Here is an 18,551-nt window from a genome sequence, read left to right as displayed (position 1 = left end):
TACATCACCGTTCTACCTGGAACGGCCTGAATGATTCTCTACAGCATCGTTCAACGCTGCTGCTACACGCTCAGTGGCATTAATGATGGCTACTGAACGTGCTTTTTCTGCCATTTCCAGCAATTGTGGACGTTGCCACTGAGTTAATAGATCTACGACAGCATCAACTGTAAATTCGGGCTGTTCGAGTATCTTTGCGGCTCCCGCTTTTTCCAAAGGCAAGGCATTCCAATATTGCTGGCGATCTTTATGCTGGAAAGGAACAAAAATCGCCGGTAAACCTGCGGCGGAAACCTCACTGACCGTCAGTGCACCAGAACGGCATACGACAATATCAGCCCACGCATAAGCCTGCGCCATATCATCAATAAATTCAGTTATCTTGAATTCAGATGTGACCGAATTTTCATAGTGTTTCTGCGTCTCTTCCCTGGCGCCCTTGCCCGCCTGATGCCATAAAGTGATTTTATCGCCCAAGCGAGCCGCCACTTCCGGCATAGTTTGGTTCAGCACTCTTGCTCCCTGACTACCGCCAACAACCAGCACCCGAACAGCGCCTTCACGCCCAGTCAAACGCTGCATTGGTTCTGGCAGTGCCAATACATCCTCCCTTACGGGGTTACCAACAACCGGCGCATCGGAGAATGCGCCCGGAAATGCTTGTAAAACTGTTTTGGCAATTTTGGCTAACCAACGATTAGTGAGCCCTGCAATACCATTCTGCTCATGCAGTACAACCGGAATGCCACACAACCATGCGGCTATTCCACCAGGCCCAGAGACATACCCTCCCATACCCAGCACAACATCTGGCTGATAACGACGCATAATGGCTTTTGCCTGTCGAATAGCCTTAAAAATTCTAATTGGGGCAGTAAGCAATGCCTTGAGCCCCTTGCCCCGCAAGCCTGAAATCTGAATAAATTCGATATCAATACCATGTTTTGGCACTAAATCAGCTTCCATGCGATCCGCGGTTCCCAACCAGCGAATATCCCACCCCTGCTCTTTTAAATGGTGGGCAACAGCCAGCCCCGGGAACACGTGTCCTCCCGTACCACCAGCCATCACCATCAAACGCCGGTTTTTGCCACTCATTTAGGGCTCCTTACAAACGCCTGTGCTTTTGCCAGACGTACTTCATAATCAATTCGCAACAACAAGACGATGGCCGTTGACATCACTATCAAACTAGAGCCACCGTAACTGACTAAAGGTAATGTTAATCCTTTGGTTGGCAGCATACCTGCCGCCGCGCCAACGTTAATGAACGCCTGAAAGCTAAACCATATGCCGATGGCACAAGCCAAAAAACCAGAAAACCGTTGATTAAGCTGCAATGCCCGACGGCCAATCATCATTGCGCGGAAAGCGACGAAGAATACCATTGCCAGCACTAAAACCACACCGAAATAACCCAATTCTTCGGCCAGAATGGAAAAAATAAAGTCAGTATGGGCTTCCGGCAGATATTCAAGTTTTTGCACTGAATTTCCCAGTCCTTGCCCAAAGAAGTCGCCACGACCAAATGCCATTAACGATTGGGTTAACTGATAACCGCTGCCGAAAGGATCTTCCCATGGATTCAGGAAAGAGGTCACCCTGCGTATACGATAAGGTTCAGCAACGATCAGTACGCACACGGCAAATATTCCGCAGCCAATAATGGCCAGAAACTGCCACAATTTCGCGCCCGCCAAGAACAGCAGTGCCAATGTTGTGACAAATAACACCACCACTGTCCCCAAGTCAGGCTGCGCCAGCAACAATATTGCTAATGCAACCATGACACCCATCGGTTTGAAAAATCCCCAGAAGTTGTTTCTTACTTCCTCCACTTTTCTAACCAAGTAGCTGGAGAGATAACAAAAGAGTGAGAGTTTCGACAATTCCGCTGGTTGAATACGTAATGGGCCAATCGCCACCCAACGTGATGCCCCATTGACTGAACTCCCGACAAACAGCACCACAACTAGCATCATGATCGTCACTAATAACATGACATTGCTGTAACGCAGCCAGAAGTCCATTGGAATGCGCAGCGTAATAAGGGACAAGAAAAAGCACAGTGACAAATAAATGGCATCGCGTCGTGCAAAAATAAAGGGATCTTGAGCAAGGCGCTGTCCAACGGGCATGGATGCCGACGTTACCATGACAAAGCCAATCACAACCAACCCTAATATCATCCAGACCAGGGTACGATCATACATAACGGTATCTGTGGTATCTGCCTCCACATTTCCCGCCAACCAAGTTTTAAATTTACCAAGGCCTGGAATGGTCATCAGCCTAACTCCTCTGCCAAACGAGCAAATTCATGACCACGATGTTCAAAGCTGTTGAACTGATCGAAGCTCGCACAAGCGGGTGACAGCAATACCATGTCGCCAGAAACCAGCTTGGGTGCAATTTCTCTCATCGCCTGTTCCATTGTTTCCGTCAGTGTTGCAATTTCCGGACGCAGTTGTGCGAATTGCCCGCCATCACGACCAAAACAGTAAAGACGAATATGTTCCCCCGATATATAGGGTTTCAGTGGGGTAAAATCTGCCGCTTTTCCATCTCCCCCCAATAAAAGATAGAGTGTCCCTTCCAGTTTCAATCCATTCAGTGCCGCTTGGGTACTGCCAACATTGGTTGCCTTAGAATCATTCACCCAACGAACACCATTTCTCATATGAATGACCTGAAAACGGTGTTCTAGTCCGGCGCAGGTACGTAAAGCCTGAAGGCTGGCGGCACGAGGAATGCCTACAGCATCTGCCAGCGCTAATGCTGCCAAGCCATTGGTATAGTTATGCTGACCGGCCAACTGCATTTCGCGCGTTGCCAGCACCGGATGTTGATTGACTACCAGTTGTTGGTGTTCACTATCAAGCTGATAATCACCACTATCCACACCAAAGCTGATACAACGGCTATCTTTGCCTGTTTCTGGTAATGTCAGCGCATCCTGTTCATTGACTACACAAGTTTTTGCCCGATTGTAAATGTGCAACTTCGCTGCCCGATACTGTGCCAACCCTTTGGGATAACGAACCATGTGATCTTCGGTTACATTCAGTACCGTCGCGGCCGCTGCTTTCAAGCTATAAGTGGTTTCAAGTTGGAAACTGGACAGTTCCAGTACATAGAGCTGACAGGGCTGTTTCAGCAATTCCAGTGCCGGTACACCAATGTTGCCCCCCACTCCCACTTGCCACCCCGCTGCCTTCGCCATTTCGCCAAGTAGAGTAGTTACGGTGCTTTTGCCATTTGAACCCGTAATGGCAGCGATTGGCGCAGTCGCTTCGCGGCAAAACAACTCAATGTCGCCGATAATGTCAACACCCGCATCAGCCGCCGCTTGCAACTCAGGTGTTGCCAGTGCAATACCCGGGCTGGCAACGATTAAATCGGCATCCAACAACCATTGTTGGTTCAGGCTGCCGGTGTGGCATTCGACGTTATCAGGCAGCTTATCGCTGCCGGGTGGCACAATACGGGTATCCATCACTCGTGGGAGCACACCACGCGTCATAAAAAAGTCAACGCAGGAGAGACCTGTCATCCCTAACCCAACGATGACAACCTTTTTACCCTTGTATTCCGTCATAAGACGCTCAGCCATGATTAACGTACCTTCAACGTTGCTAGACCAATCAACACCAGCATCAAGGAAATAATCCAAAAGCGCACGATAACGCGTGGCTCTGGCCAACCTTTCAATTCATAGTGATGGTGAATCGGTGCCATACGGAAAATGCGCTGTCCACGCAGTTTGAATGAGCCAACCTGCAAGATGACAGACAAAGTCTCCACCACAAAAACGCCGCCCATGATGATCAGCAAAAACTCCTGGCGCAGTAATACGGCAATGGTGCCCAATGCCCCACCCAGAGCCAATGAACCAACATCGCCCATAAACACTTGCGCCGGATAAGTGTTAAACCACAAGAAACCCAGCCCTGCACCGACAATCGCAGTACAGACAATCACCAGTTCACCCGCATGGCTCAAATAAGGGATATGCAGGTAGTTCGCAAAATTCACGTTACCTGTTGCCCATGCCACTAAAGCAAAACCGGCTGCAACAAGTACTGTCGGCATAATGGCGAGGCCATCTAAACCATCAGTCAGGTTCACCGCGTTACTGGTTCCTACAATCACAAAATAAGTCAGCAGAATGTAAAGCAAGCCCAGTTGCGGCATAACCTCTTTGAAGAATGGCACGACTAATTGTGTTGCAGAGGTATCTTTGCCGATGCTGTACATAGCAAACGCAACACCCAAGGCAATAACGGATTGCCAGAAATATTTCCAACGAGCAATTAACCCCTTAGTATCCTTACGCACCACTTTGCGATAATCATCCACAAAACCCACAACGCCATAACCGACTAAAACAAGCAAGACACACCAGACATAGGGATTATCCAGACGAGCCCACAGCAACACAGAGATTGTAATGGAGAATAGAATCAACAATCCTCCCATTGTCGGTGTCCCACGCTTGCTAAAATGGGACTCAGGACCGTTGTCACGTACAACTTGGCCTATTTGCAATTTTTGCAGATAAGCGATCAAAGTTGGCCCCATCCATAGCGCGATAACCAATGCAGTCAGCAAGCCGACGATGGCTCTGAACGTCAAATAAGAGAAGACGTTAAAGCCTGTGTGATACTTAACCAAATATTCGGCTAGCCAAACTAACATTGGAAGTTCTCCTTCAGTACGTTCACTACCTCTTCCATCGCGGCACTGCGTGAACCTTTAATTAAAATGGAAATCATTTCGTGTTGTTCCAATAAAGGAAGCAGCGCTGCAACTAATTCAGCCTTGTTCGCAAAATGCTGCCCCCGACCACTCGCGTCGCTAATATGAGCACTGAAAACTCCAACGCTGAGTACCTTATCTATATTTGTGGATGCCACGGCTTCGCCCACCTCACGATGGCATTCAATCACCTGCGTCCCCAATTCTCCCATATCACCAACAACCATAACCCGATAACCGGACATCTGCGCTAACACATTCGCCGCAGCAATCATGGAGCCTGGATTCGCGTTATAAGTGTCGTCCAATAGCACTTTTCCCTCCGCCAGAGGGATAGGAAATAAACGTCCTGCAACCGCTTTCAATCCCGATAAGCCGGTGCGAATATTATCCAACGATGCACCCACAGAAATTGCCAGCGCACTGGCGGCTAACGCATTAGCAACATTGTGTTTGCCCGGCAATGGTAAGGTCAGTTCAACACTTCCAATTGGGCTATGGAGACAAAAATGCGTTGCCAACGGTTGTTCTAAAATGTCTGTTGCGTAAAAATCCGCCCCCGTTGTTGATGATGCGGAAAAGCGCCATACTGTTTGCTGCTCGCTAATGCTGTGCTGCCAATTTTCCCAATCATTGCTATCCAGATTGATAATGGCGGTTCCGGTCGGAGCAAGGCCGGCAAAGATTTCACCTTTAGCCTTTGCCACTCCAGCCAAAGAACCAAATCCTGCCAAATGAGCAGAGAAAAGGTTATTGACCAATGCGCTTTCAGGACGCGTCATTTCCGTGGTGTAAGCAATTTCACCAATATGGTTCGCCCCTAGTTCAATCACAGCAAACTGGTGTTCATCAGTCAGTCTGAACAAGGTCAATGGCACTCCAATGTCATTGTTAAAGTTGCCTGCGGTATAAAGGGTATTTCCACATTGACGCAAGATCGCGGCGGTCATCTCTTTTACGGATGTTTTACCCGACGAGCCAGTTAAAGCCACAATGCGTGCTTTACTTTGCTGACGAACCCAGCCCGCCAGTTTCCCCATCGCCAAACGTGTGTCTTCAACCACAACTTGTGGACAATCAATATCCAGACGACGGCTAACCAATAAAGCACCAGCACCCTGCCTCACGACGTCAGCGGCGAAATCGTGGGCGTCAAATTTTTCCCCTTTTAAGGCAATAAACAACCCGCCACACCCAATCTTACGGCTATCAGTTTCCACAGTATGAATTGGCACAGTTTCAGCTTGCTGCTCGGTAACGCGATATAACAAGCCGTTCGTCAACTGTGCCAATTGCTGTAGCGTCAGAGGGATCATGCAATTACCCCCAATAAACGCGCAACGGTCAGGCGATCTGAGTAGTCCAGACGACGGTTGCCAACCAGTTGGTAATCTTCATGGCCTTTACCTGCCACCAAAACAACATCTTCTTCGCTTGCTTGCATAATGGCACTGGTGACAGCCTCAACACGCCCATGAATCACGATTGCCTGCCCTGGGTCGATGAATCCTTGCAGAATATCAGCCACAATTGCTTGAGGCTCTTCACTGCGAGGGTTATCATCAGTGACAATCACACGATCAGCATCCTGCTCTGCCACCCCTCCCATTAATGGCCGTTTACCTTTGTCGCGATCACCCCCACAACCGAATACGCACCAAAGTTGCCCCTTACAGTGCAGACGAGCCGCAGACAAGGCTTTTTCCAAAGCATCAGGCGTGTGAGCATAATCAACCACAATTGTCGGACGACCAGCGGCGGAAAAAACTTCCATACGCCCACAAACAGGTCTCAGACAAGACGCTGTCGATAGCAATTCCGCCAAGGGATAATCCAGAGACAACAAAGTGGTCAACGCCAGGAGTAAGTTGCTGACATTGAATGCGCCCATCAAAGGGCTATTGAGCGTTCCATTTCCCCAACTGGAAGTAAATGTGATGGATGCACCTTTATCGTGATAATGCACTTCATTGGCTGATAACCAACGCCCTTGCCAATTTTCTGGCACGTTATTTTCCATTGAAACAGCAACTGCGTCTGGCAGACGGGACAACCACTTCTGCCCAACTGCATCATCAGCATTGATGATTTTCTGCTTCACATTATGGCTACTAAACAGTCGCCATTTGGCTTCTTCGTAACTTTCCATATCACCATGATAATCAAGGTGATCACGGCTTAAATTAGTAAAAATAGCCGCTTGAAATGGCAATGCGGCCACGCGTCCCTGAACCAAACCATGCGAAGAGACTTCCATCGCCACAAAAGTGGCATTTTGATGAGCAAGCTGCTGTAACTCAAGCTGAATATCAACCGCAGAGCCAGTCGTATTTTCGCTGGGTACGACCATACCCAACAAACCATTTCCTACTGTTCCCATCACGGCACTGGTTTCGCCAAGCCCCTGGCTCCATTGCGCCAATAATTGGGTTGTTGTTGTTTTTCCGTTGGTGCCAGTCACCCCAACCAATTTCAGTTGATTGCCGGGATGTTGGTAAAACTCACCCGCCAGCTTGGATAATTTATTATTTAAATCGTCCAGATAGATAACAGGCACACCGTGCATTTTCTGCATCGTGCCGTTATCCGTTTTTCCCTTCGCTTCTGCAATCACCGCAGCGACACCTTGAGCGATGGCTTGAGGAATATATTTTCGACCGTCAGTCTGATGCCCTTGAACCGCAACAAACAGATCTCCGGCAGCCGCCTTACGGCTATCTAATGTCATTTCACGCAGCGGAAGCTCCGGTGTATCAACACCCCAAGGAGCCAATAAATCGCGCAAATTACGATCTGCCACTTTTATCCTCTTTATTTATTAATCACAAATTCGTTTTTATCGCCTACAGGCAATGCATCTGGTTCAACATTCATGGTACGCAAAACACCACTCATGATGGCGCCGAAGACAGGCGCTGCAACCGCACCACCATAGTATTTACCTGCCTGTGGATCATTGATGATCACAACCAATGAAAACCGTGGATTACTCACAGGTGCAACCCCAGCGGTATAAGAAATATGCTTATCATTGAGGTACTTGCCATCCGACCCGACTTTTCTTGCCGTACCCGTTTTAATCGCAATACGATAACCCTTTATTGCTGCCCGTACACCGCCACCACCTGGTAATGCAACGCTCTCCATCATGTGCACTACTGTTCGCATAATGTGCTCAGGAAATACCCGCGTACCCGGTACAGGGGGATCAACTTTGGTAATTGACAGGGGGCGATAAATGCCCAAGCTGCCTATCGTTGCATAGACACGCGCTAACTGTAACGGCGTTACCATTAGCCCGTAGCCGAAAGAAAAGGTGGCCCTATCAAGATCTGACCACCGTTGTTTATTAGTTGGAAATAAGCCACTACTTTCTCCGACCAACCCCAAATTGGTCGGTTTTCCCATCCCAAAGCGTGAGTAAACATTTACCACCTCTGAGGCGGGCATCGCTAACGCCAGCTTGGAAACACCAACGTTACTCGACTTCTGTAAGATCCCAGTGATCGTTAACTCAGGACGTGGTGCCACGTCTCTGATTTCATGACCACGCGAACCATACGTTAATCGGTATGGTCTGGTATCTAACACCGTATTTTCTTTGACAATGCCACTATTCAGTGCACTCATCACCACCAGCGGTTTCACCGTGGAGCCAGGCTCAAAAATATCGGTGATGGCACGGTTACGCATCGCATCTTTCGGCGTTCCAGCCAAATTATTGGGGTTATAAGATGGGCTGTTTGCCATCGCCAAAACTTCGCCGGTATTAACATCAACCAATACGGCTGTACCTGATTCGGCTTTGTTCAGTGCAACCGCTTTCGTCAATTCGCGATACACCAACGTCTGAAGACGTTCATCTATGCTGAGTGTCAAATCGTGGGCTGCTCTGCTATCGGTAGATGAAATATCCTCAATAACACGCCCTGTACGATCTTTACGAACAGTTCGGCTTCCCGGCATACCTGTCAGCCAGTTGTCAAAGCTCTTTTCAACACCCTCAATACCTTTGCCATCAATGTTAGTCACCCCAATAATATGTGCTGTCACCTGCCCTGCCGGATAATAACGACGGGATTCCTGACGCAAATAGATACCGGGTAACTTCAATTTTTCGACATAATCGCCAATAGAAGTGTTCACCTGACGAGCCAGGTAAACAAAACGCCCCTTGGGGTATTCGTTAATTTTACTGGTTAATTGTTCAAAAGGGATAGAAAGGGCATCAGCCAAAGCCTGCCAACGGGTGTCATTTGTGATACCGCCTTTTTCAAACACTTCTTTGGGATCTGCCCAAACCGCATCAACAGGTACACTCACCGCCAGCGGACGCCCATTGCGATCATTGATCATGCCACGGGCGGTTGGAACAGATTGGATGCGCAGGGAACGTGAATCACCTTCTTTTACCAAACGATCAGGGTTGATGATCTGCAAATAGGCAACACGAATCAAAAGCCCGATTAAAGCTATCCCAATGCCTCCACACAGCAAGGCAAAGCGCCAGCTTACAAAACTTGCTTTATCTTCTTGCTTTTTCAACTTTAAAGAGCGTGCAGCTTTCATCGCCCACCTTTTGGTTGTCAACTGGACTCATTGAGTGATCACAATATTCTCTTTACCTGGATCAACGTGTTGCATCTGCAATTTTTCAGTCGCAATCCGTTCAACCCGACTGTGATCACCCAATGCGTTCTCTTCAAGGAGCAGGTTACGCCACTCAATATCCTGAGCATCAAGCTGGATCACTTGACGCTCTTTTTCCGCAGTCAATAAGCGGGTTTGATGGGTGACCGTCACAACACTGATAGCTGAAACGACAACGGCTATCAGCAAAATCAGTGGGAGTTTGGCATTACGAATTAGATCATTACCAATCACTCCAACTAACCCATGACGTTCACCAGCCATTATTCACCCGCCTTTTCAGCAAACCGCAACACCGAGCTTCGCGCTCTTGGGTTTGTGGCGACTTCACCCTCTGAGGGTTTCATTTTGCCAATGGATTTCAGACTTCTTCCCCCCAGCGTTTTTAACTGCGCTTCCGTGAGAGGCAAGCCGACTGGAACCTGTGGCCCTTGACTGTGTTGTCGGATAAAGCGTTTCACTATGCGATCTTCCAACGAATGGAAACTGATGACAGATAATCGCCCTTGTGGTGCCAGAACGCGCAGTGCGCCATCTAATGCACGTTCTATCTCTTCCAGTTCACTGTTAATGTAAATCCTGATAGCCTGAAAGCTGCGTGTTGCCGGATGCTTATGCTTTTCTTTCACCGGGCTTGCCTGAGCAATTAACTCTGCCAGCTCACGGGTACGCGTAAGAGGCTGTTCCTGGTTGCGTGCTACAATGGCCTTCGCGATGCGTTTGGCAAAACGTTCTTCGCCAAATGTTTTCAACACCCATGCGATGTCATCTGCTTCAGCCTTCATCAACCACTCTGCGGCGGACTGCCCACGTGTGGTATCCATACGCATATCCAATGGCCCATCACGCATGAATGAAAAACCACGTTCAGGATCATCCAGCTGTGGGGAAGAAACCCCTAAATCCAGTAATACGCCATTAATTTTTCCAACCAGACCAGCGTCTTCAACATAAGTTACCAATTCAGAAAATGGCCCATGAGTAATAGAAAAACGCTTGTCAGTAATAGCCTTTGACGCTTCAATAGCTTGTGGGTCACGATCGATCGCCATCAAACGTCCATTAGGGCCCAATTTTGATAAAATCAGACGAGAATGTCCCCCTCGCCCAAATGTGCCATCAATATAAATTCCATCTTCTTGAATATTCAGTCCATTGACAGCTTCATCCAGCAGTACACTGGTATGTTGAAAATGACTATTTGCCATGTTTATAGTGATAAATCCTGTAGCCTTGCTGATAGAGGTTCTTGTGTAGATTGTTCAGCCGCAATATCATCCTGTACCTGTTGATACCAAACTTGCTCATCCCACAATTCAAATTTATTAAATTGCCCAACCAGCATGACCTCTTTTGTTAGCCCTGCGTGCTGACGCAGTGTGCTGGCTAATAAAAGACGTCCTGCACTGTCCATTTGACATTCACTGGCGTGTCCCAATAACAAACGTTGAACACGACGTTCGGCTGGATTCATGCTGGATAAGCGAGATAATTTTTTTTCGATGATTTCCCATTCGGGTAATGTATAAAGCAACAAGCACGGCTGATGGAGATCAATAGTACAAACCATTTGGCCTGTTGATACTTCATTCAGCATTTCTCTATATCGGGCTGGTACAGTGAGCCGCCCTTTGCTATCGAGATTAACCAGTGTTGCTCCACGAAACATACTCAGGTTACCCCTTGATGGCCCAAATCTCCACATTATCCCACAAATCACCACAATTAAGAGTTTACGGATGGTATGAAAACCTTGTCAAGCCAGAGCCAGTGCGCTTTAGCTAGATTTACAGAAAGATCCAGAAGAGAAAAAGAAGGATTTTTTAGTTTTGGCTATATTAATAATAGATAACACTATGATAATTTTGAATAATTTAATAAATCTGTAGCGAGACTGATTTAGAATGGAATTTAGCCAATTAATTACCACTTAAATTAATTTATGCAACTCATATCTCATTGTTGAGCAATTGTTAACCGCCATGATCTTATCAATAATAACTATATATTTAAGTTACAATAGTATAAAAAATAATAACATTTTGAAATCTTGCATTTATCTGAAAAGATAAAATGGTAATAAATCAACCAATTAAAGAAAAAACACATACACAACAAATAACAAACAAAAATAATAACGCTTCATTACAAAATTATCCATCTTGTGAATTTAAATAACATATTATCGATTTTCACGGTCATAAAAAGCTGTTTAGAAGAATTTTAGTAAGAAAAGTCTCAAAATTACCTCAACAAGCATATTTTGATGATTTTCGGCAGACAAACAGCACCCTCATCTTTAATGAGGGTACTCAATTAGGCTTTTCGGCTTAACTTACCACGACGGCAGAGATGGCGACGCATTCGGGTTATTCCGGGGGTTGGACGTTGCTTTTCATTCAAACTGGCTAATACCAGTTCAAGGGCACGTTCAGCGACATCACGATGACGTTGTGCTACCGACAATACCGGACATTCAAGGAAATCAAGCAACTCATGATCACCAAATGTGGCAATAACTAATTGACTTGGTAAACGACCACTACGTTTGAGGAGTGTATCCATGACGCCCTGAAGTAACGCAAATGAAGTGGTATACAAAGCCTGAGGAACAGGGTTTGCTTCCAACCATGACGCAAATACTTCAGCCGCCGCTTCACGTTCATAGCTATTGGCATAAAGATAGTTTACTTCCCGTGGATCATGCTCCCATGCTTCGCGGAATCCTTGTTCACGCAAAAAACTAACCGATAATTCAGGCAATGCCCCCAAATAAAGGACAGATTCAGCCGGAAATTGACGCAACTCCTGTGCCAACATCTTCGCATCTTCGAGATCATCGCCAACCACACTGACAAAGTGTTCGCTGTCCAGAGCACGGTCAAGTGCGATAATTGGCAATGTGCGGTTTGCCCAGCGCTGGTAGAAAGGATGCTCAGGCGGTAAAGCAGTGGAAACAATGATCGCATCGACTTGACGTTGCAAAAGATGTTCAACACAGCGTATTTCATTATCAGGTTGATCTTCAGAACAGGCGATCAATAACTGGTAGCCACGCTGCCGTGCCTGACGTTCAAGATAATTGGCAATACGTGTGTAGCTGGTATTTTCCAAGTCAGGTATGACTAAACCGATTGAACGGGTTCGCCCCGCCCGAAGGCCAGCAGCGACAGCATTGGGATGATAATTATGCTCCCTGACCACTGCCATCACTTTTTCTACTGTCTTATCACTGACCCGATACTGCTTGGCTTTACCATTGATGACATAACTGGCCGTAGTACGTGAAACACCTGCTAAGCGGGCGATCTCATCCAGTTTCACATTAACCCCTTAGTAAGATTATGAAAAAGCCCTACTTTACAGTAGGGCTCAATGAATATCTGTATTTTAACCCGCAGATTACGATTTTTCATCGCATAATTTTATCTCCGCGCGAGACACCAACTATACCCGAGCGCGCGACTTCAACAATTTCTGCCACGTCTCTGACTGAATCAAGAAAAGCGTCCAGTTTTTCACTCGTTCCCACTAATTGAACAGTATAGAGTGTTGAAGTCACATCAACGATCTGCCCGCGAAAAATATCTGTGCTGCGCTTAATCTCTTCCCGTCCATATCCGCTGGCTTGTAATTTAACCAGCATGATTTCACGCTCAACATGAGGCCCTGCTGTTAATTCGTTGACTCGCAATACATCCACCAACTTATGCAATTGCTTTTCAATTTGCTCCAATACCTTGGCATCCCCTTTGGTTTGAATCGTCATGCGTGACAATGTGGGATCATCAGTCGGAGCAACAGTCAAACTTTCGATGTTATAACCTCGTTGGGAAAACAAACCAACCACGCGGGATAATGCTCCCGATTCGTTTTCAAGTAATACAGACAAAATCCGGCGCATGATCAGGTCCTCTCTGTTTTGCTTAACCACATTTCATCCATTGCTCCGCCTCGGATCTGCATTGGATAAACATGCTCTGTCTCATCAACGGTAACATCCACGAAAACCAGGCGTTGATTTTCAGTCACTTCATGCAGTGCCTGGGTAAGTTTCGCCTCCAACTCATCGTAAGTTTGGATGGGGATACCAATATGTCCATAAGACTCGGCCAATTTGACGAAATCAGGCAGGGATTCCATGTAGGATTGAGAATGACGCCCCGCGTATATCATATCCTGCCATTGTTTCACCATACCCAAAAAACGGTTATTCAGATTCAGTACCAGAACAGGCAAACCATATTGCAGGGCAGTAGACAATTCTTGAATATTCATCTGAATACTGCCATCCCCTGTCACACACACGACTGTAGCTTCAGGTTTTGCCAACTTCACCCCAAGCGCAGCAGGCAAACCAAATCCCATCGTTCCTAAACCACCGGAATTGATCCAGTGTCTCGGTTTATCAAATGGATAATGCAAAGCCGCAAACATCTGATGCTGACCAACATCTGACGCAATATAGGCTTCCCCTTTGGTGAGACGATAAAGGGTTTCAATAACAGCCTGTGGCTTGATTTTTACTGTCGTGTGATCGTAATCAAGGCACTTGCGGCTGCGCCACTGTTCAATGGAAAGCCACCAATCTTTCAGGGCATCAGGATCTTGGGTATCTTCTATGGAATCCAATAATTCCAGCATCTGGCCAAGTACCTGTTTAGCATCGCCAACAATAGGGATATCCGCCGTTACCGTTTTAGAAATTGAGGTTGGATCGATATCAATGTGTAATACGGTTGCTTCCGGGCAATATTTTTCCAAATTATTGGTTGTTCTATCATCAAAACGCACACCTACGGCAAAAATGACATCAGAGTTGTGCATCGCTTTATTCGCTTCAAAAGTCCCGTGCATTCCCAGCATTCCCAGACTTTGGCGATGCGTTGCAGGAAATGCGCCCAATCCCATCAACGTACTGACGACCGGAATATGAAAATGTTCAGCTAACTTCAGCAGTTCAGTGGTACAGGCTGAATTTATGGCACCACCCCCGACATAAATCACCGGTTTTTTTGCTGCCGCCAACGTCTTCAATGCACGTTTAATTTGCCCTTTGTGTCCCTGAACAGTAGGGTTATAAGAACGCATGTTAATTTTTTCAGGATACACATACGGGAATTTCAATGCAGGATTAACGGTATCTTTGGGAAAATCGATAACAACAGGCCCTGGCCGACCGCTTGCGGCCAAGTAAAAAGCTTTTTTAATGGTATCCGGGATATCTTCTGCTTTTTTTACCAGAAAACTGTGTTTCACGATGGGGCGGGAAATTCCCACCATATCGCACTCCTGAAAAGCATCATTACCTATCAGGGAACTGGCAACCTGACCAGATAACACGACCATAGGAATTGAATCCATGTACGCCGTTGCAATGCCCGTCACAGCATTGGTTGCCCCTGGTCCGGAGGTGACTAAAACAACCCCAACGTTTCCGGTACAACGCGCATAACCATCCGCCATATGAACAGCACCCTGTTCATGACGCACTAAAATATGTTCGATTCCCCCAATCGTATGCAGGGCATCATAAATATCCAGAACTGCCCCGCCCGGATAACCGAACACGTGTTCAACGCCCTGATCGATCAGCGATCTGACAACCATTTCGGCTCCTGACAACATCTCCATCGAGTTTGCCTCCAGGCTCTGTTTGCAAGTTAATCGTCGGAATTTCATAAGGTAACGAAAAAGTTACCTTATTTATTCCATTTCTTATTTATTCCATAACGCTAAGTTAACTAACATAACGTTAGATACACGTGTTAGCAAACAACAATTTACATATTGAAAATATTCGTTGAAGAAGAGCCGAACTTTTGCCTATTTTTAATCCTGATACATAGATTCAATTTCGCGCTGATAGCGCTGCGCAATAACTTTACGGCGTAATTTCAATGTCGGTGTTAATTCACCTTTTTCCATTGAAAAAGTTTCCGGCAGAAGAATAAATCGTTTCACTTGATGAAATTTAACAATATTCTTTTGCATTTCCTTTAAGCGCCGTTCAAACAGCTCGATAACCTGATGATTACGCAGCAACTCAAGGCGATCATGATAATGGAGATTGATGGATTTCGCGTATTCTTCCAGGGCTTCATAACTGGGAACGATCAGCGCAGAAACGAATTGGCGGGCATCAGCAATAACGGCAATATGTTCAATAAAACGATCCTGCCCTAACACCCCTTCAATCATTTGCGGCGCAATATATTTGCCTGTTGACGTTTTCATTAAATCTTTCAGGCGCTCGGTAATAAACAGGTTACCACTATCATCCAGCTTTCCGGCATCACCTGTCCGCAACCAGCCATCTTCGGTAAAGGCATGGACAGTTTCCTCCGGGCGATTGAAGTACCCTTTCATGACAATAGGGCCACGCACTTGGATCTCTCCTTCCGCACTAATGCGAACATCAACATCAGGCAATGGCGTACCAATTGAGCCTAACAGATAATTTTTTTCTTCCCAGCAAGACACCGTGGCACAAGTTTCTGTCATGCCGTACCCATATTTGATATCCAGACCGATGGAGAGAAAAAAATGGGTAATGGCATCGTCGAGGCGTGCTCCCGCCACAGGCAAGAAACGTACTCGTCCCCCTAAAAGACCACGGAGCTTATTTAACACCAATTTGTCTGCCAATTGATAACTACCGCGCGTGAATGGACAACCTTTTTTATTCTTCTGCCGACGCATCCAATGCTCTTCTCCCCGTTTCAAGGCCCAATTAAAAATCATCCTACGCCAAAAAGGCGCACGGGAAACTTTTTCTAAGATCGCGCTATGCACTTTTTCATAAAAACGGGGAACGGAACACATTACCGTCGGACGCACATCAGACATGGCTTCACGCACAAGATTCGTATCTGTTAAATAGACGTTCAAAGCACCTTTGTGCATGACATAATAACTCCACGCCCGCTCAAAAATATGGGATAGCGGCAGAAAGCAGAGCGATACATCCTGGTTGGTCAATGTTAATCTCTGGTCATGCAGATAGAGCTGTGCCGCCATATTTCGGTAATCCAGCATCACTCCCTTTGGCTCTCCCGTTGTACCAGAGGTATAGATTAACGTGAAAAGGTCATTCAAATCCTGATCCGCAATACGGCGATGAAGTTCTGCCTGATATTGCGAATAATCATTGTCAATAAAAGTGGATAAATACAATGCTTGCGGGCATCCTTTCAAGTTGACAGATTCATCCATAACAATAAGATGAGCAAGCCTAGGACACAGTTCTAACAATGTTATGGCAATGTCATATTGCTCCTGCCCGCCAACAAATAATACTTGTACTCCTGCATCATTAAGAATAAATGCTGCCTGATCACCTGTATTGGTCGCGTACAATGGCACTGTCACAGCCCGAAGCTGAAGAATAGCTAAGTCAGCCAATGACCATGCCATACAATTCTGCGCAAAAATACCCACTTTCCCCTGCACGTCTATGCCTAATGACAATAATGCCTTTGCCATGGATCGCGTTGTGCATTCAACCTGTCGCCAATTCATTTCCAACTGTTCTGATGGTGACCATTGCCGAAAGGCAATTTTTTCTGGATATTCATTGAATTGTTGCTGTAATTGGTTAACCAAGTGATAGGCGTGCAGAGGATCTGTTATCACAATATATTCCTGTATAAATATTTCATTCAGCGTCTTTAGTAAGTGTATTACCTACTTTTCAGCTTACAGATGTTAGCTATTTGCGCGCAGTCTACCTATTACTGGTAAAAGGGGGAAGCCCGTTTTTGATAGAGCGCTATTCCTGTATGCAATATAGGGATAGGCTCTATTTCATATGGTTTGTTTTATTGAGCTATTTTTGTTCACCAAGATGGCTTAGTAGTGATTTCATCCACTGATGGCCTTTATCCCGATCTGTTGAACTATGCCATATCAAATAGCAAGGGCGAAAAACCGGACCATTGGGCAAAGAGACTGAATGGATATTTAACTGTTCGGAATAGTGTTCAACCATCCATTTTGGTACGATGGCAACTAAATAAGTCTGGGAGACAATATTAAGAACGCTATTTAAATCCGTTCCCTGATAAGAAACAGAATTCAATAATTCTTTATTCTCATAGTAAAGTTTACTAAATGAATCTATGTTATCTAACGCAACGATAGCATGTCTTTCTTCCTGCAATTGTTGTTGAGTAATTCGATTACTAATTCTAGGATGATGTTTAGAAACAGCCAGTACTAATTCATCATTATACAGTGAGTAATTATGGAAACTAGGACATTCTAATTGATTATAACTGATAACAAATTCTATTTCCTGATATTTTAATTGCTTCTCAATATTATCATTAATTTTTGTTTTAATGACAACTTCGATATTCGGAGCATGTTTTTTTATCTGCCCAACAATTTGAGCAGCTAAACGAATATCAAGGGGACTACAAATAGAAAGGTTAAATATTCTTGTACTCTTATTAGGCTCAAATCCCACTCCAGGCAGTTCATTATGAACAATTTGCAGTGCCTGTCTAAGCGGTCCAAAAAGCTGTTTTGCCCTTACTGTTGGCTGAATACCTCGGCCATAACGAACAAATAATTCATCACCGAACATCGTTTTCAAGCGTGCAACTGCATTACTGACAGCTGGTTGTGACATTCCCAATACCTGAGCTGCGCGTGTAATATTCTGCATTTGCATTACAGCATCAAAAACCGTCAGCAAATTGAGATCGACACCTCGCAATTGAATATCGCATGATTCTTTTTTTTCTGTTTTTATTGAGTTGTATTCTGTCATTATTTCACCCCAGTAAACTTATATACCAATCTAACTTCAAGATGCTTGTGATTTCTCCCCGCTTCGCGGGGAGAAATCAGGTTTCATAGAGTGTTGTAAACTGCAACTTGAAGTTTAACGCGTATAGCTGTGTTCTCATTAAATATGAAAATTAATAAGATCAATTATCCCAATTTATTAGAAAACACATTGAGATTCATTCTTGTAAAAAAATAAAATATGTATAACCAATACATTTTTGTCTACGTAACCGTATATTTTTATAGGTATGAATATTAATATGTTATATATGAATGGCACTAACTCAATTTGCACTAATGACTTGTATCACAAACAATTAGCCAATAATGAAATTCCAATCTATAGA

At 45.5% G+C, this 18,551-nt stretch carries 15 protein-coding genes; all 15 read right to left on the bottom strand.

Annotated elements, in window-relative coordinates:
• Positions 1 to 12: 12 nt before the first annotated feature.
• A complete protein-coding gene (gene murG / locus WDV74_RS03780) occupies positions 13 to 1,098 on the bottom strand; it encodes an undecaprenyldiphospho-muramoylpentapeptide beta-N-acetylglucosaminyltransferase (protein ID WP_338884705.1) in 1,086 nt (361 codons plus the stop codon).
• Complete coding sequence (ftsW, locus tag WDV74_RS03775; protein ID WP_338884704.1) at positions 1,095 to 2,288, bottom strand: cell division protein FtsW; 1,194 nt, start codon at positions 2,286 to 2,288, stop codon at positions 1,095 to 1,097. The genes murG and ftsW overlap by 4 nt, the downstream gene beginning before the upstream one ends.
• On the bottom strand, positions 2,288 to 3,598 hold the full coding sequence (gene murD / locus WDV74_RS03770) for a UDP-N-acetylmuramoyl-L-alanine--D-glutamate ligase (protein WP_338885528.1): 1,311 nt from the start codon (positions 3,596 to 3,598) through the stop codon (positions 2,288 to 2,290). The genes ftsW and murD overlap by 1 nt, the downstream gene beginning before the upstream one ends.
• Before the next feature lie 17 nt (positions 3,599 to 3,615).
• Positions 3,616 to 4,698 carry a phospho-N-acetylmuramoyl-pentapeptide-transferase gene (mraY, locus tag WDV74_RS03765; protein ID WP_189758527.1) on the bottom strand — a complete coding sequence of 361 codons (1,083 nt, stop codon included), beginning with the start codon at positions 4,696 to 4,698 and terminating at the stop codon, positions 3,616 to 3,618.
• Positions 4,692 to 6,074, bottom strand: coding sequence for a UDP-N-acetylmuramoyl-tripeptide--D-alanyl-D-alanine ligase (gene murF / locus WDV74_RS03760; protein WP_338884703.1), 1,383 nt, complete (start codon positions 6,072 to 6,074; stop codon positions 4,692 to 4,694). Before murF ends, mraY begins: the two co-directional genes overlap by 7 nt.
• Positions 6,071 to 7,558, bottom strand: coding sequence for a UDP-N-acetylmuramoyl-L-alanyl-D-glutamate--2,6-diaminopimelate ligase (gene murE, locus WDV74_RS03755; protein WP_338884701.1), 1,488 nt, complete (start codon positions 7,556 to 7,558; stop codon positions 6,071 to 6,073). Before murE ends, murF begins: the two co-directional genes overlap by 4 nt.
• 11 nt (positions 7,559 to 7,569) lie before the next feature.
• Positions 7,570 to 9,327 carry a peptidoglycan glycosyltransferase FtsI gene (locus tag WDV74_RS03750; protein ID WP_338884699.1) on the bottom strand — a complete coding sequence of 586 codons (1,758 nt, stop codon included), beginning with the start codon at positions 9,325 to 9,327 and terminating at the stop codon, positions 7,570 to 7,572.
• Between the two features lie 27 nt (positions 9,328 to 9,354).
• Positions 9,355 to 9,675, bottom strand: coding sequence for a cell division protein FtsL (gene ftsL, locus WDV74_RS03745; RefSeq protein WP_189758577.1), 321 nt, complete (start codon positions 9,673 to 9,675; stop codon positions 9,355 to 9,357).
• The gene (gene rsmH / locus WDV74_RS03740) at positions 9,672 to 10,616 is read right to left on the bottom strand and encodes a 16S rRNA (cytosine(1402)-N(4))-methyltransferase RsmH (RefSeq protein WP_273570411.1); all 945 of its coding nucleotides are present in this window, start codon (positions 10,614 to 10,616) and stop codon (positions 9,672 to 9,674) included. Before rsmH ends, ftsL begins: the two co-directional genes overlap by 4 nt.
• A gap of 2 nt (positions 10,617 to 10,618) precedes the next feature.
• On the bottom strand, positions 10,619 to 11,077 hold the full coding sequence (gene mraZ / locus WDV74_RS03735; RefSeq protein ID WP_189758532.1) for a division/cell wall cluster transcriptional repressor MraZ: 459 nt from the start codon (positions 11,075 to 11,077) through the stop codon (positions 10,619 to 10,621).
• A gap of 647 nt (positions 11,078 to 11,724) precedes the next feature.
• Positions 11,725 to 12,732, bottom strand: a complete 1,008-nt coding sequence (gene cra, locus WDV74_RS03730; RefSeq protein ID WP_338884697.1) for a catabolite repressor/activator — start codon at positions 12,730 to 12,732, stop codon at positions 11,725 to 11,727.
• A gap of 88 nt (positions 12,733 to 12,820) precedes the next feature.
• Entirely contained in the window at positions 12,821 to 13,312 is a 492-nt protein-coding gene (ilvN, locus tag WDV74_RS03725; RefSeq protein ID WP_189758534.1) for an acetolactate synthase small subunit, read from the bottom strand.
• A gap of 2 nt (positions 13,313 to 13,314) precedes the next feature.
• Entirely contained in the window at positions 13,315 to 15,042 is a 1,728-nt protein-coding gene (gene ilvI / locus WDV74_RS03720) for an acetolactate synthase 3 large subunit (RefSeq protein ID WP_338884695.1), read from the bottom strand.
• A gap of 198 nt (positions 15,043 to 15,240) precedes the next feature.
• Positions 15,241 to 17,043, bottom strand: coding sequence for a long-chain fatty acid--CoA ligase (locus WDV74_RS03715; protein WP_338884694.1), 1,803 nt, complete (start codon positions 17,041 to 17,043; stop codon positions 15,241 to 15,243).
• Positions 17,044 to 17,236: 193 nt separating this feature from the next.
• A complete protein-coding gene (gene leuO, locus WDV74_RS03710) occupies positions 17,237 to 18,184 on the bottom strand; it encodes a transcriptional regulator LeuO (RefSeq protein ID WP_338884692.1) in 948 nt (315 codons plus the stop codon).
• Positions 18,185 to 18,551 lie beyond the last annotated feature (367 nt).

Origin of the sequence: Xenorhabdus sp. TH1 (assembly GCF_037260955.1) — a bacterium.
Lineage (GTDB): Bacteria > Pseudomonadota > Gammaproteobacteria > Enterobacterales > Enterobacteriaceae > Xenorhabdus > Xenorhabdus griffiniae.
Note: the sequence above shows the minus strand (reverse complement) of the source record. Positions and strands in the feature narration are given on the sequence as shown.